The organism is Gordonia sp. GONU (assembly GCF_024733855.1).
Lineage (GTDB): Bacteria > Actinomycetota > Actinomycetes > Mycobacteriales > Mycobacteriaceae > Gordonia > Gordonia amicalis.
This window is the reverse complement of record NZ_JANRHB010000027.1, coordinates 37,477-50,239: the sequence shown is the minus strand read 5'-3', so window position 1 is coordinate 50,239 and position 12,763 is coordinate 37,477. Positions and strand designations below refer to the sequence as shown.

Annotated in this window: 13 protein-coding genes; 6 read left to right on the top strand and 7 right to left on the bottom strand. The window is 66.8% G+C overall.

What is annotated here, in order from left to right; genetic code table 11:
* The first annotated feature begins 23 nt into the window (after positions 1-23).
* Complete coding sequence (locus NWF34_RS19425; protein WP_258325849.1) at positions 24-929, top strand: LysR substrate-binding domain-containing protein; 906 nt, start codon at positions 24-26, stop codon at positions 927-929.
* On the opposite strand, the gene NWF34_RS19420 is transcribed toward NWF34_RS19425, so the two are convergent.
* The gene (locus tag NWF34_RS19420) at positions 872-2,341 is read right to left on the bottom strand and encodes an MFS transporter (protein WP_258325848.1); all 1,470 of its coding nucleotides are present in this window, start codon (positions 2,339-2,341) and stop codon (positions 872-874) included. The two genes, NWF34_RS19425 and NWF34_RS19420, sit on opposite strands and share 58 nt — an antisense overlap.
* Positions 2,342-2,510: 169 nt before the next feature.
* On the opposite strand from NWF34_RS19420, the gene NWF34_RS19415 reads away from it, so the two are divergent.
* The 4 genes from NWF34_RS19415 (at position 2,511) to NWF34_RS19400 (ending at position 5,269) form a co-directional block, all read left to right on the top strand.
* Positions 2,511-2,993: a glutathione peroxidase gene (locus NWF34_RS19415; protein WP_006435809.1), complete on the top strand. Its 483-nt coding sequence runs from the start codon at positions 2,511-2,513 to the stop codon at positions 2,991-2,993.
* A gap of 67 nt (positions 2,994-3,060) precedes the next feature.
* A complete protein-coding gene (purS, locus tag NWF34_RS19410; protein WP_006435808.1) occupies positions 3,061-3,300 on the top strand; it encodes a phosphoribosylformylglycinamidine synthase subunit PurS in 240 nt (79 codons plus the stop codon).
* A gap of 5 nt (positions 3,301-3,305) precedes the next feature.
* A complete protein-coding gene (purQ, locus tag NWF34_RS19405; protein WP_006435807.1) occupies positions 3,306-3,986 on the top strand; it encodes a phosphoribosylformylglycinamidine synthase subunit PurQ in 681 nt (226 codons plus the stop codon).
* Positions 3,983-5,269 (top strand): M18 family aminopeptidase, encoded by a 1,287-nt coding sequence (locus NWF34_RS19400; protein WP_258325847.1) that lies wholly within the window; start codon positions 3,983-3,985, stop codon positions 5,267-5,269. Before purQ ends, NWF34_RS19400 begins: the two co-directional genes overlap by 4 nt.
* Positions 5,270-5,296: 27 nt before the next feature.
* On the opposite strand, the gene NWF34_RS19395 is transcribed toward NWF34_RS19400, so the two are convergent.
* Positions 5,297-6,064, bottom strand: coding sequence for a lytic transglycosylase domain-containing protein (locus NWF34_RS19395; RefSeq protein ID WP_258325846.1), 768 nt, complete (start codon positions 6,062-6,064; stop codon positions 5,297-5,299).
* A 183-nt stretch (positions 6,065-6,247) separates the two neighbouring features.
* Positions 6,248-7,558, bottom strand: coding sequence for a PQQ-like beta-propeller repeat protein (locus NWF34_RS19390; RefSeq protein ID WP_258325845.1), 1,311 nt, complete (start codon positions 7,556-7,558; stop codon positions 6,248-6,250).
* A gap of 52 nt (positions 7,559-7,610) precedes the next feature.
* Here NWF34_RS19390 and NWF34_RS19385 point away from each other — a divergent pair, with 52 nt between their 5' ends.
* Complete coding sequence (locus NWF34_RS19385) at positions 7,611-8,087, top strand: anthrone oxygenase family protein (RefSeq protein WP_258325844.1); 477 nt, start codon at positions 7,611-7,613, stop codon at positions 8,085-8,087.
* Between the two features lie 9 nt (positions 8,088-8,096).
* On the opposite strand, the gene NWF34_RS19380 is transcribed toward NWF34_RS19385, so the two are convergent.
* The 4 genes from NWF34_RS19380 to NWF34_RS19365 all read right to left on the bottom strand — a co-directional run bounded on the left by NWF34_RS19380 (position 8,097) and on the right by NWF34_RS19365 (position 12,711).
* Positions 8,097-9,701, bottom strand: coding sequence for an HNH endonuclease signature motif containing protein (locus NWF34_RS19380; RefSeq protein ID WP_258325843.1), 1,605 nt, complete (start codon positions 9,699-9,701; stop codon positions 8,097-8,099).
* Positions 9,702-9,927: 226 nt separating this feature from the next.
* Complete coding sequence (locus tag NWF34_RS19375) at positions 9,928-11,253, bottom strand: VOC family protein (protein WP_258325842.1); 1,326 nt, start codon at positions 11,251-11,253, stop codon at positions 9,928-9,930.
* On the bottom strand, positions 11,250-11,783 hold the full coding sequence (locus NWF34_RS19370; protein WP_096273049.1) for an RNA polymerase sigma factor: 534 nt from the start codon (positions 11,781-11,783) through the stop codon (positions 11,250-11,252). The genes NWF34_RS19375 and NWF34_RS19370 overlap by 4 nt, the downstream gene beginning before the upstream one ends.
* A gap of 40 nt (positions 11,784-11,823) precedes the next feature.
* A complete protein-coding gene (locus tag NWF34_RS19365; protein ID WP_096273051.1) occupies positions 11,824-12,711 on the bottom strand; it encodes an alpha/beta fold hydrolase in 888 nt (295 codons plus the stop codon).
* Positions 12,712-12,763: the final 52 nt, after the last annotated feature.

The following is a 12,763-nucleotide window of genomic DNA, read 5'->3' as shown; positions in this document are numbered from 1 at the left end:
ACCTTTCGTATCAGGATGGGGTCGTGGAGATCGCGCAACTGAGGGCCTTTCTCGCGGTGGCCGAGGAGTTGCATTTCGGCCGGGCCGCGCAGCGGCTGCATTTCGCGCAGCCCCATCTGAGCCGCACGATCCAGCAGCTCGAGAAGGATCTCGGTGCCGACCTGTTCGTGCGCACGACGCGGAGCGTGCAGCTCACCGCTGCGGGGGTGTCGCTGGTCGAGCCGGCGCGTGCCGTGCTGGATGCGTGCCGCCTCGCCGAACTCGCGGTGGGAACGGCCGGCCGCGGACACACCGGCCGGGTGCGGCTGGGATTCGCCGGCTCGTCGTCGCATGTTCTGGTCGGCAGGTTCGCGAAGCTGGTCCGGCGCACCCATCCGGGCATCGAGTTCGAGCTCGACAGCACCACCTACGCCAGCGAGGCGCTGGCGGAACTGCGTGACGGCAGTGTCGACCTGGTGCTGGCGCGATGGCTCTACCCGCCGCCCGGCATCGCGACGCGCATCGTCCTCGAGGAGGACGTGGTGTGTGCGCTGCCCCGCGAACACCGTCTGGCCGATCGACAGGCCTTGCGGATGGAGGAACTGGCCGACGATCCCTGGGTGGCTCTCCCGGCGGAACCGGGCTCGACGCTGCGCGACTACCTGCATCGTCTCGCCCACGACGCGGGCTTCGCGCCGCGGATCGTGCAGAGCGCCCCGGACTCGGTGTCCGTCTTCGCCCTGGTCGCCGCCGAGGTCGGTTGCGCGCTGACCCTCACCAACGTGGCGCGCAACATCTCCAACCCGGAGGTGGTGGTCCTGCCGATCGAACCGCGACCGGACCCTCTGCAGTTGCGCCTGGCGTGGCGCGCCGACACCCATGATCCCGCGGTTCACGAGGTGCTCCGCTTGTCCGAAGAGGCGCTTCCCACGCCGGCGGGGGTCGACTGAACCTCGACCGCCGGGACGTCGAACTCCGATGTGGCCGCCCGGGTGCCGGCGGTCGCCGTGTCGCCGTGGATGGCCGGGCCGAGTTCGTTCTCGTCGCTGCGTTCGGCGACCGACAGTTCACCCGCGGTGTAGCCGGTGCGCTTGAGCAGTGCGAGCGTGCAGGCCAGCGAGACCACCGCATAGACGCCGCCGGTGATCGCGACCCAGGTGATGCCTCCGGTGGAGTTGAGGATCCACTGCGCGAGAACCGGTGTGGCGCCGCCGACGACCAGTGAACACAACTGGTAGGCGAGGGACAGTCCGGTGTACCTGATGTTGGCGGGGAAGGCGCGGGCCAGCAGGCCGGCGATCGCGCCGTAGAACATCGAGTGTGGGATCGTGGCCAGGCACATGCCGAGTGTCGCGATCGCATAGTTGCGGGTCTCGATGGCGAAGAACATGGCCGGCATCAGGATGAACTCCGGGATCACCATGAGGGCGACCGCTTTTCGCATGTCCATCTTCGAGACGAGCACCGCCCCGAAGGGTTGCACGATGAACTGGACGACCAGCGCGATCGCGATCATCGCCAGGAACGAACCACGTGAATAGCCGAGATCGCTCGTGGCCCAGGACAATGCGAAGGTGTTCTTGAAGTAGGTGACCTGGACCAGCGGCAGCGCGCCGGCACCCAGCAGCACCAGGACCCAGTGCTTGCGCAGCACTTCGGCGATGGGGAGCTTCACGGTCTTGTCCTGCTCGATGACCGCCTTCATCGAGTTCGACTCCTCGAGACGCAGGCGGATGAACAGGCCGAGCCCGATCAGTACGACGGAGGCGAGGAACGGGATTCGCCAGGCCCACGACATGAAGGCGGGGGTGGGGACCGCGGACAGTGCGAAGAACGCGAGCGTGGCCAGGAGGTTGCCGGTTGGCGAACCCTGTTGCGCGAAGGCCGAATACAGGATGCCCTTACCCTTGGGTGCGTTCTCGCTGGCGACGAGGACCGCACCACCCCATTCGCCGCCCACCGCGATGCCCTGGATCACGCGGAGGACCACGAGGAGTATCGGGGCGAGGATACCGACCTGGGCGTACGTCGGCAGCAGGCCGATGCCGAGGGTCGCGACACCCATCATGACGAGCGTGATGATGAGCGTCTGCTTGCGGCCGATGCGGTCACCGAGGTGGCCGAACAGGATTCCGCCGAGCGGCCGGGCTAGGAAGCCGGCCCACAGTGTCACGAAGGCGAGGAGCGATCCGACGCCCGGCGCCAGGTCTTCGGGGAAGAACACGTCGCCGAACACCAGTGCCGCGGCGGTGCCGTAGATGTAGAAGTCGTACCACTCGATCGTCGTGCCGATGTACGACGCGATGCCCGCTCGCCGCGCCTTGCGTTGGGCCTCTCGGGCCTCGGTGTCTGTGTGTGCCATGTCCCGCCTCGTCGCCGGATGTGATCTGGATCTCGACGTGAGATTGCCAGCGCTCACCGTTGCCGTCCAATGCCGAATCCGGCCGGGATTACATGCCTGATTGCATCAATGAATCTGACCAGGATGTGCGGCGGATCACAGGCGTCGGCGCACCCGCTAATCTCTCCCCATGGGCAACATCAAAGACATCCCGGTCACCTCTCTCGACGGCTCCGACGTCTCGCTGAAGGACTTCGGTGGGCCGCTGCTGATCGTCAACGTCGCCAGCAAGTGCGGTCTCACCCCGCAGTACGAAGGTCTCGAGCAGCTCGCCAAGTCCTACGGCGACAAGGGGCTGACCGTCGTGGGCGTCCCGTGCAACCAGTTCATGGGCCAGGAGCCCGGCACCGCCGAAGAGATCGCGACTTTCTGCTCGACCACCTACGGAGTCACGTTCCCGCTGCTCGAGAAGACCGACGTGAACGGCGACGGGCGCCATCCGCTGTACGCCGAGCTGACCCGGCACGCCGACGCCGACGGTGAGGCCGGCGACATCCAGTGGAACTTCGAGAAGTTCCTCGTCAACGCCGACGGTGAGGTCGTCAACCGTTTCCGTCCGCGTACCGAGCCGACCGACCCCACCGTCGTCGCCGCGATCGAATCCGTGCTCTGAGCCGATTTGGGGCACCCGGTAAGCTGACCAGGCAAGAACTGATCAGTAGACATTGAGGAGCGGTGCCATGGCGCGAGTGGTGGTCGACGTGATGCCCAAAGCCGAGATTCTCGACCCGCAGGGGCAGGCCATCGTCGGCGCACTGGGTCGGCTCGGTTTCACCGGGATCGGCGACGTCCGTCAGGGCAAGCGCTTCGAACTCGAGGTCGACGACACCGTCGACGACGTGACCCTGGAGCGGATCGCCGAAGAGTTGTTGACCAACACGGTCATCGAGAACTTCAACGTCTCTCGGGTCGCGGAGTAGGCGGCATGACAGCTCGGATCGGTGTCATCACCTTCCCCGGCACCCTCGACGACGTCGACGCCGCGCGCGCGGTCCGGCTCGCGGGTGCCGAACCCGTTGCGCTGTGGCATGGCGACGCCGACCTGAAGGGCGTCGACGCGGTCATCGTGCCCGGCGGCTTCTCCTACGGCGACTACCTCCGTGCCGGCGCCATCGCGCGTTTCGCGCCGGTGATGGGCTCGGTCGTCGAGGCGGCCGGCAAGGGTATGCCGGTTCTCGGTATCTGCAACGGATTCCAGGTGCTGTGCGAGGCCGGCCTGCTGCCGGGCGCGCTCACCCGCAACGAGGGCCTGCATTTCATCTGCCGCGACGAGTGGCTGCGCGTCGAGAACAACACCACCGCATGGACGACCCGGTTCGAGCGGGGTGCGGAGATCCTCATCCCGCTGAAGTCCGGCGAAGGTCGCTATGTGGCGTCGGAGCGCAAGCTCGAAGAGCTCGAGGGTGAGGGCCTGATCGTGTTCACCTACCCGGAGCGCAATCCGAACGGGTCGGCACTCGACATCGCCGGGATCTCCAGCCCCAACGGGCGGATCGTCGGGCTCATGCCGCATCCCGAGCACGCGACCGAACCGCTCACCGGCCCCAGCGACGACGGCCTCGGACTGTTCTACTCGGTGATCGACTCGGTGCTCGCCTCGGTATGACCGGACCGAGGATCCCGACCAGCGCCTCGGCGTCCGGGCTCGGCGGGTTCATCGACGCGTCGCCGTCGCCCTTCCACGTCTGCGCCACGGTCGCCCGCGAGCTCGAGAATGCGGGATACACACGGCTTTTCGAGGATCAGGCGTGGCCGTCCGCGGTCAGTGCGGCGTCGTCGAAGTCCTATGTGATCCGCGGTGGCTCCATCATCGCGTGGGAAACGGGTGGAGGTCCGGCGTTTCGTATCGTCGGCGGGCACACCGACAGTCCCAACCTCCGGCTGAAACAGCATCCCGACCGTTCATCGGCCGGTGCGGCGATGATCGCGCTCGAACCCTACGGCGGCGCGTGGCTCAACTCTTGGCTCGACCGTGATCTCGGACTGTCCGGGCGACTCGCCTATCGGGCGGGAGATCGCGTGGCGCACACGCTCGTCCACGTGACCGAAGCAGTGGTGCGGGTGCCGCAGCTGGCAATCCACCTGTCGGAGGACCGGAAAGGCGTCTCGCCCGATCCGCAGCGGCACGTCGACGGACTCTGGGGCCTCGACGACGGCGCCCCCGATGTCCTCGGCTGGGTCGCCGAATATGCGGGGATCGACCCCGACACGCTGCTGGGCTGGGAACTGATGACTCACGACATCGCGCCATCGGCGCTGATCGGTACGGCGGAGAATCTGCTCAGCGCACCGCGTTTGGACAATCAGGGCACCTGTTACGCGGGACTGCGGGCGCTGCTCGACGGCTCGTCGTCGGCGAATACCCGCATGCTGGCGCTGTTCGACCACGAAGAGGTCGGCAGCGGCTCCGAGCGCGGTGCCGCATCGGACTTCCTGGCCTCGGTGTGCGAGCGGATCGTGTTGGCGCGCGGCGGTTCTCGCTCCGACTATCTGCAGGCGATGGCGGCGAGCGTGTGCCTGTCCGGAGACATGGCCCACGCGACGCACCCGAACTATCCCGAGCGACATGAACCCGGCCATCGGATCTCGATCGGCGGCGGGCCGGTGCTCAAGGTGAACCAGAATCTCCGCTACGCCTCGGATGCTCTGGGGGAGGCCGTCTTCGCGATGGCCTGCGACGACGCCGGCGTGCCGATGCAACGCTACGTCCATCGGGCGGATCTGCCCTGCGGTTCGACGATCGGACCGATCACCGCGACCCGCACGGGACTGGCGACGATCGACGTCGGGGCTCCGCAGCTCGCGATGCACTCCGCGCGCGAACTGATGGGTGCCGCCGACGTGCCGATGTACTCCGCTGCGCTACAGGCATTCCTGGCGCAGGTCTGACAGCGGCCGCGTCGGCGGCGGTGCGGATCAGTACGACCGGGCGAACCCGAGGACGTTGTTCACGTACTCCATCGAGTTGTTGTACCGCAGGATCGCGGTGGTCAGCGACGCAGGGTTGCGCAGGTCCAGGTGGTCGTCGCACAGGTAGCGCGCAGTGGTCAGCGCCGCGTCGAAGATGTTCTGCGGGTCCGACTTTCCGTCACCGTTGCCGTCGGCGGCGTAGGCCTTCCAGGTCGACGGCAGGAATTGCATGGGGCCGACCGCGCGGTCGTAGGTCGCGTCGCCGTCGAGCTCACCGCCGTCGGTGTCGCTGACGACCTCGTTGCCGCCGAGCGAGCCGTCGAGGACGGGGCCGAAGATGGCACTGCGCAGCACGCCGTCGGGATTGACGTTGCCCTGGTCGGCGTGATGGGACTCGACCTTGCCGATGCCGGCGATGACCTTCCAGTCGGTCCCGCAGCGCGGGTTGGTGTCGGCGATGGTCTTCGCTGCCTTCGTGTAGGCGTCGTAGTTGGTCACGGGGACCGCGCCGGAGGTGACGCTCGCCGGTCGGATGACCGGGGCGGGTGCCGGCTTCGGTGCGGGGGCGACCGGGTGGACGTTCGCCGCGGGGGTGAGGGCCGGGGCCGCCGTGGCCGTCACGCCCTTGGCGGGGATGCTGGGCTCCGGGGCGGCTGTCGGGTGGGACAGCTCGGCTCCTGCGGTTGCCGCGCCCGCCAGGACCCCGACGGGGAGGAGGGCGGTGGCCCACAGCGGTGTGCGTGTTTTCTTCCGTGGCTTGGAATGCTTACCCAAAACTCTGACCTCGCGTGTACTGCTGATGGTTCGTGCTTTCGGAACCGAGCCGACCGTACACGTGGTCGTGAGCAAAGCGTTATCTGTCCGTGACCAATCTAGGTCTGGACAGTTGGACGACTGTGTGTCTTCGCAGGTAGCCGCGGGCGCACTCGCGTCGATGTGAGACGGCCCACACGAGCCTCAATTCGGACGCAGAACGGACATCGTGGCGCCCTCGCTGAGGACGATGTAACCCTCGACGACTTTGATCAGCCCGGGGGAGCCGACGCCCTGTTCCCAGGCCACGGTGTTCTCCGGCGTCAGAGCGGTCAGCTGTCCCTGATTCGAGAGGATCATGGTGGTGTCCGTCGACCCGATGCAGGCCGGATTGGCCAGGATGGGTTGCTCCGGACCGGGCGGCGGACCGCTGCCGATGTGCTTGCCGTCCGCGAGCGCGTACGTCGTCCGCGAACCGTCGAGGCGCCCGAAGTTGACCAGTGAGCCGCAGGCGATGGCCCCTGACTTGGAGAGTTCCCGGTCGCTGATCCGCCACAGAGCGCCCTGTCGGGCCGGGTCGCGGACCTCGTACTCTCCACGGTCGGCGAAGATGCGGTTGGACGCGGTCAGCAGCGCAAGCGTCGACGGCCCGGACTCCACCTGCAGGCCTTCTGAGTCGTCGACAGGGTCCGCGTCGACGCGTCCGTTGACGGTGGCGTAGCTGGTGACCCGCTCGGCGTTGTGGTCCTGGTGCTCGACGGTCACGCCCGTCGGATAGAGGGCGATGTTGCACTGGTCGCAGGCGATGCGGTTGTCGCCGTTCGTCGGGTTCACCAGGTACTGGCTGGCGTCCGCGGTCTTGACGACGACGATGTCGCCGGTGACCTCGATGTCGACGACCGGCGCGGCGAAGGTTCGTGCCCAGATGGTCTTCCCGGCCGGGGTGTTCAGCGAGACCTGGTGGCCGACGCGGTTGACGCGCAGGAAGTTGTTGCCGAGTCCGACGACCTTCTTGGTGTCCAGGTACTCGGAGGTCTGCGTCGGGTGTCCCGCGTCGTCGACGAGATAGAAGCCGTCGTCGAGCGGCGTGCCGAGTTGGACGGCGCAGCCCACCTGCCCGGCCTCGTTGACGGCGCAGTCGCCTTGGCCGGCGTTGATGGGTGAGTCCCAGAGCAGGCGACCGTTGCGTCGGTCCACCATCATGAACGAGCGGCCCAGGCCGGAGGGGTAGGCGATGAGCCAGCCCTCGTCCGAGGTGTCGACGACCTGGATGGTGACCTCGTCGCGATAGTCGGGCAGATCCTCGTGGCCGACGATGGTCCAGGCGATGGACGGCGCCCGGTGGTAGTCGCGCAGTTCCCCATATGCGTACTCGGTGTCGTCCACCTGGTACTTACCACCGGAGAGCACCACGCCGACGGTGACGAGCATCGCTGCGCAGAGGATCAGTACGACGGTCCCGATACCGAACGGCAGGCGCGCCGAAAGCGCCCGGGCGCGGGAGCGTGAGGACATGGGTAAGAGTGAACCATGGCGTTCTGTCGTCACACGCGGTGGACTTGTCGTCGTGGACTTTTTGCAGGACGTACTCGTGACCCTCACCGTCGTCGCCACCGGACTCAGCGCTGGTGTGCTGGCGGGCTTCGGTTACTCCGTCATACCCGGCCTGACCCGCGCCGGCGCCGACGTCGCCGTCCCGGCGATGCAACGAATGAACACTGCCATCCTGAATCCCCTGTTCGCGGTCATCTTCGGTGGTGGTGTGGTGTTCGGCGCTCTGAGTACGTGGGTGGCCTGGAATGACGGCCTGCGCTGGTGGGTCCTCGGCGCGACTCTTCTCGCTCTGCTCGGTGTCGTCATCACCATGACCGTCAACGTGCCGGCCAACAACCGCCTCGACGCCGCCGCCGCCGCGCGTGGCGACGAGGCTGCTCGCGTGTGGACCGAGTTCACGTCGGTCTGGGTCCCGTGGAACATCGTCCGGTCGGTGTTGACGACCGCTGCTGTGGTGGTGCTCGTCGTCGGGTTGCTCGTGGGTCGGTGACAACCCAGGTCAGAAAGGTGGCGGCTCCTTCTGGTCGGCGAGGCGTTGTTTCTTGTTGCGGGCACGTTCGGCCCGCCGGCGTGCGTGTTTGCGCGCGAGCCGGTTGTCGGTGGAGGGAGAGTCGTCTCCCGTGATCACTCGGGGTGTCGGCGGTGCTTGGGGTGGTTGTTCGTAGCGGATGCGTCGCAGGTTGGGGAAGAAGTCTTCGAGGGTTTCGGCGTCGCCGAGGATGGTGAACCCTTCGGGGGTGACGAATTCGGTGACCAGATGACCGTCGTCGTCGCGATATTGCAGGTCGATCCAGTCCCCGAAGGTCTTGTGTAGGTGCCCGAACCGGCACTTGGCGTTGAGATTCTCACTCGACGTCGCCCCGCCCTGGGCGGGGTTGGTGTGGTCGTACTCGGTGACATGATCGAGGTCGCCGTCGAATGATGAACACGGGCAACCGGGTTCGATGCAGTAGCCGTCACGCACCCGCACGAAGTCGGCGCAGGCGGTGGTGGGTCGGTACGGATCGGCGGATCTCGCACCGGGGTAGACGATCACGGCATCGGTCGACGGAGCACTGCTCGGGTTTGGTCCGAGGGGAGTGTCTGACGCGTTTGTCGTGGGTCGTTCTGCGGCAACACCTATGGGTGGTGTGCGGACCGGGGTGACCGGTTTGATGATCGCGTCGGGCCGGTTGGCGAGGTCGCGGATGTGTTCGTCGGAGATGATGCCGTGGCCGTCGACCCAGCCGATGCCGGGGGTGCCGTCGAGGGTGGCGGGGTCGGTGACGGCGTGGATGACGATCTCGGTGCTCACCGACCGGACAACCTCAGCCGGGTCGGGGATGTCGGCGGTGCAGTCCTCCCGCTGGCACTGGCACTCGAAGGCGGTGCCGGTCAACAGTGCGAACATGGCATCAGAGTTGCGCTGGTTACGGTTGCGACCATCATGGGCGCAGACGGTGTCGGCCAACGCTTTCACGGCTTTCGCCGCGATGCGCACGTTCTCGGCGACCATCACGCCGGTGATCTCACCGGTGCCGTCGACGAAATTCTCCGTATACATACCGCGCTTGTCCACGGCTTCACGACGCCGCTCACGCACCGCATCGGGATCATGCCGGAACACCAGGCGATCGACCATGTCGCGGAGCTTCGGCTTCGACCAGGCGCCCTTACGGCTGCGCAGGATGCGTTCGATCTCGGTGTCGAGGTCGGCCATGATCGTGTCGTCGGTGATCAGGTCGGTGCGGGACAGGACGGTCTGGATCAGTGCGCGCGACACGATGCCATCACGCAGGGTGGTCAACACCTTCGGCAGCCGCTCGCGCAGCGCGAGTGCTTCGCCGACCCACTGATCGGCCTGGTAGCGGATGATGGCGTCTTCGCGGCACACCCGGGTGACCATCTCGGTGTAGCGGTCGATGAAGAACCCGCCGGTGCTGTTGATGACGAGTTGGTCGTAGACGGTGGCGATCGACTGGTAGCGACACCACGCCAGGAAGGCCTCGCCGTGGCGGATCGACCGCATCCGTGTCATATGTGTTGCGGTGTCGGATGATTCGGGGTGGGCAGGATCGACCCCGGCGAGGAACTCGGCCGGTAGATCGGTCCACTTGTCTGACACGCTGCCCCCACAACGTCTACAGCCCAACCTGGTTGGCTGAATCTGTTACCGACCAAGGTAGAACACCCCACCGACAAGAACAGATACTCATCCACAGGCGCGGTGGCAAGGGGTTGTGCAGCAATGGGTTACGCGAGAATCGGTCCTTCCACTTCCAGACTTCATCTCGACGTTGCGACTCCGATCGAAGTCGCAACGTCGAAATGAAGTCTGACAGTCAGGCTCCTCAGAACAACTGGCCGAGGTAGAACTGCGCTCCCTGGTCGTCGGTGCACCGCGCGGAGATGCCGTAAGGAGCGGTGCGGGGCTCCTCGAGGACGCTGCCACCAGCGGCGCGGACACGTGCGACCGCCCCCTCGACATCGTCGGTCACCCACATCGGGACCGCCACGGAAGTGTCGGCGCCACCGGCGATCCCGACCTGGGGTCGCACATCGTCGACCTCCCAGCCGTCGTCGATGCGACCGCCGTGGAACGTCCAGCCGAGCACTGATCCGTAGAAGTCCCGGTAGCGCGCGCTGTCCGGCGTGAGCACGGTCAGGTAGCTCATCGCGCCGATACCGCGGGGATGTTGGGCAGGCCGCACGTCGCCGGGCTCGGTGGCGTACACCGCGAATCGCACGCCCTGGGCGTCGACGGCGTCGACGATCCGGTGCCCGTCGGGACTCGACCCGAATTCGCCATGTCCACCGGCTGCGACGATGCGCGCATGGGCTGCCTCGAGATCGTCGACGGCGTAGGCGCAGAACACCGTCGGGTCGCCGTCTGTCTCGAAGATGCCCAGCCGGTGACCGATATTGGTCACACGACGCCCCTCGGGATCGAACTCCCAACCGAGGACCTCGCCGTAGAACCGGCGCGCGCGTGCAGCGTCCGGGGTGTTCAGGGACATGTAGCCGATGTCGCCCTGATGAATGCGGTTGGACAACTGTGTCCTCGACGGTCCGGTCAGCATCCAGCGGTGACCGAACGGGTCGACGATGACCCCGGTCCGCGTGCCGTGCGCCTCGTAGGGTTCACGGGTGACGGAGGCGCCGGCCCGGGCGGTCGTCGCGATGGCTGTGTCGGTGTCGTCGACCGCGACCATCAGACTCACCGACACGTGACCGGGGGCAGGTGCCCGCAGTCCCAGATCCGGGAACTCGGCGGCGAGATAGATGACACCGCCGCCGATCTCGAGCTCGGCGTGACCGATGACGCCGTCGTCCATGACGATCGGCTGCCCACGCAGCCGCGCGCCGAGATTGGCGATGTACCAGTCGATGGCGGCCTGCGGCTCCGCCACGGTGAGGTAGGGGAGTGCGCCGGGGCGTTCGACGATCGCGTCGGATGTGATGGCGGTATCGGTGGTGGTCAGTTCGTCGAATTGTGTTGCTGTGGCCATGATGACTCCTTGCGGTAGGTTCGCCCCGCGTTCGAGGCGGTCGCGCAACGAGGCGGCGAAACCGCGGTCGGGTTCGACGGGATCGTCGAAGCCGGGAGTGTCGGCTGCGCGCAGTACGTGCAGCGGATCCCGTGCCTCACCGAAGCGTGTGCTGTTCCGGGTGCTCATGCGTGACCTCCTCTCCCGCTGCTCTGGGGTTGTGTTTCGGGGTAGGCCGCGCGGAAGGCGCGCTTCGCGCGGGTGAGAAGCGCCTCGGTGGCACCGACCGTGCGACCGAGGATCTCCGCGCATTCGCCGACCGGTAGGTCGTCGACGTAGCGCAATGTGAGGACTGCGCGGTGGATCGGCGTCAGTTGCCTCAGCGTGTGATGGGCGACCATGCGGTCGAGTTCGGTGTCCCACGGGTCGTCCCCGTGGTCGGGGACGTCGTCGACCGGTTCCGGTGTGCGTTGAGCCCGCCGCCAGTGATCGGCGAGCTTGTGCCGCGCGATCCCGATGAGCCAGGGAGTCGTCGGTTCGGTGCCCCGGTGCCGGCGAACGGAGTCCATGGCGGCCAGGAAGGTCTCCGACGTCACGTCCTCGGCGGTTCGGCGATCCGCGCAGCGCCGGACGACGAATCCATACACCGCCGGCAGTGCCTGGTCGTACACCGCCAGCAGTCCCGCTGGTCCGGAAGAATCGGTGTGGTCGCTGCTCACGTATTCATCGTCGTGCGGGGGCCCCGGAATCCGACGCCCTTCAGCGAAGTTTCTTCTCCGACTCTTCCGCGGTGAACGTCGCGATCTCCGCCGCCACCGCATGCGGTTGGTCCAGCGACACGAACGTTCGGGCGTCGGCGATCTCGACGAACCGCGCACCCTCGCCGTCGGCTCCGGTGAAGACCGAGGCGAACCGCCGGCCGTGTTCCAGGGTGAAACACCGATCGTCACGGCCCCACACGAAGCGGACGGGCAGGTCGACCCGCGACATGCGTGCGGTCACGGTGGCGAGCTCCGCGGGGCTGATCTCGCGCAGGAACGCTCTGAAGTCGTCGCGGATGCGGACGTCGTCTTGCAGGGGAACGAACACGGAGGCGGTGAGGTCGGGATCGGGATCGTTGAGCAGCAGGCCGACGCCGAGCGGGGAATGCCGGAGGGTCGTGAGCCGCATCGAATCGACCAGGGGCTTCAGCAACAACCGGTGTCGCATCAATGCGAAGAACAGCCGAAACGGTTGCGGCGGAAACAGATCGAAGGCATCGCAGTTGGTGAACACGACGCGGCTCACGAAGCGGGGATCCTCGTCGAGCGCGAACTGGGTGACCGCGCCGCCGGTGTCGTTGGCCACCAGGGTCGCCGACGACAGGTCGAAGTGTCCGACGAACTCGCGGAGCAGCCGGCTCGCCCCGCGCGGCGAACGATCCGCGTCCGGCCCCCACGGGATCCGGTGCGAACCGAGCGGCATCAACGGGACGAAGCAACGGTGGCCGCGTTCGGCGAGGAGCTCGGCCACCGGTTCCCACAGACGATGGTCGACGACGGCGCCGTGCATGAAGACGATCGGCGGAAGTGCGGTGTCGGCGGGTCCGTACGTGGCGTACTCGATCACACCGGACGGGAGTTCGACGGTCGGCAGCAAGTTTGCCATGGCGAGGTCCGCTTCTCGTAGACTCGGATAACTTACGAACACTGAGTACGAA

Bases quoted from the DNA above. Each gene is read 5' to 3' on its own strand.
- NWF34_RS19420 (WP_258325848.1), bottom strand. From the start codon at position 2,341: ATGGCACACACAGACACCGAGGCCCGAGAGGCCCAACGCAAGGCGCGG.
- NWF34_RS19415 (WP_006435809.1), top strand. From the start codon at position 2,511: ATGGGCAACATCAAAGACATCCCGGTCACCTCTCTCGACGGCTCCGAC.
- purS (WP_006435808.1), top strand. From the start codon at position 3,061: ATGGCGCGAGTGGTGGTCGACGTGATGCCCAAAGCCGAGATTCTCGAC.
- purQ (WP_006435807.1), top strand. From the start codon at position 3,306: ATGACAGCTCGGATCGGTGTCATCACCTTCCCCGGCACCCTCGACGAC.
- NWF34_RS19400 (WP_258325847.1), top strand. From the start codon at position 3,983: ATGACCGGACCGAGGATCCCGACCAGCGCCTCGGCGTCCGGGCTCGGC.
- NWF34_RS19390 (WP_258325845.1), bottom strand. From the start codon at position 7,558: ATGTCCTCACGCTCCCGCGCCCGGGCGCTTTCGGCGCGCCTGCCGTTC.
- NWF34_RS19375 (WP_258325842.1), bottom strand. From the start codon at position 11,253: ATGAGCACCCGGAACAGCACACGCTTCGGTGAGGCACGGGATCCGCTG.
- NWF34_RS19365 (WP_096273051.1), bottom strand. From the start codon at position 12,711: ATGGCAAACTTGCTGCCGACCGTCGAACTCCCGTCCGGTGTGATCGAG.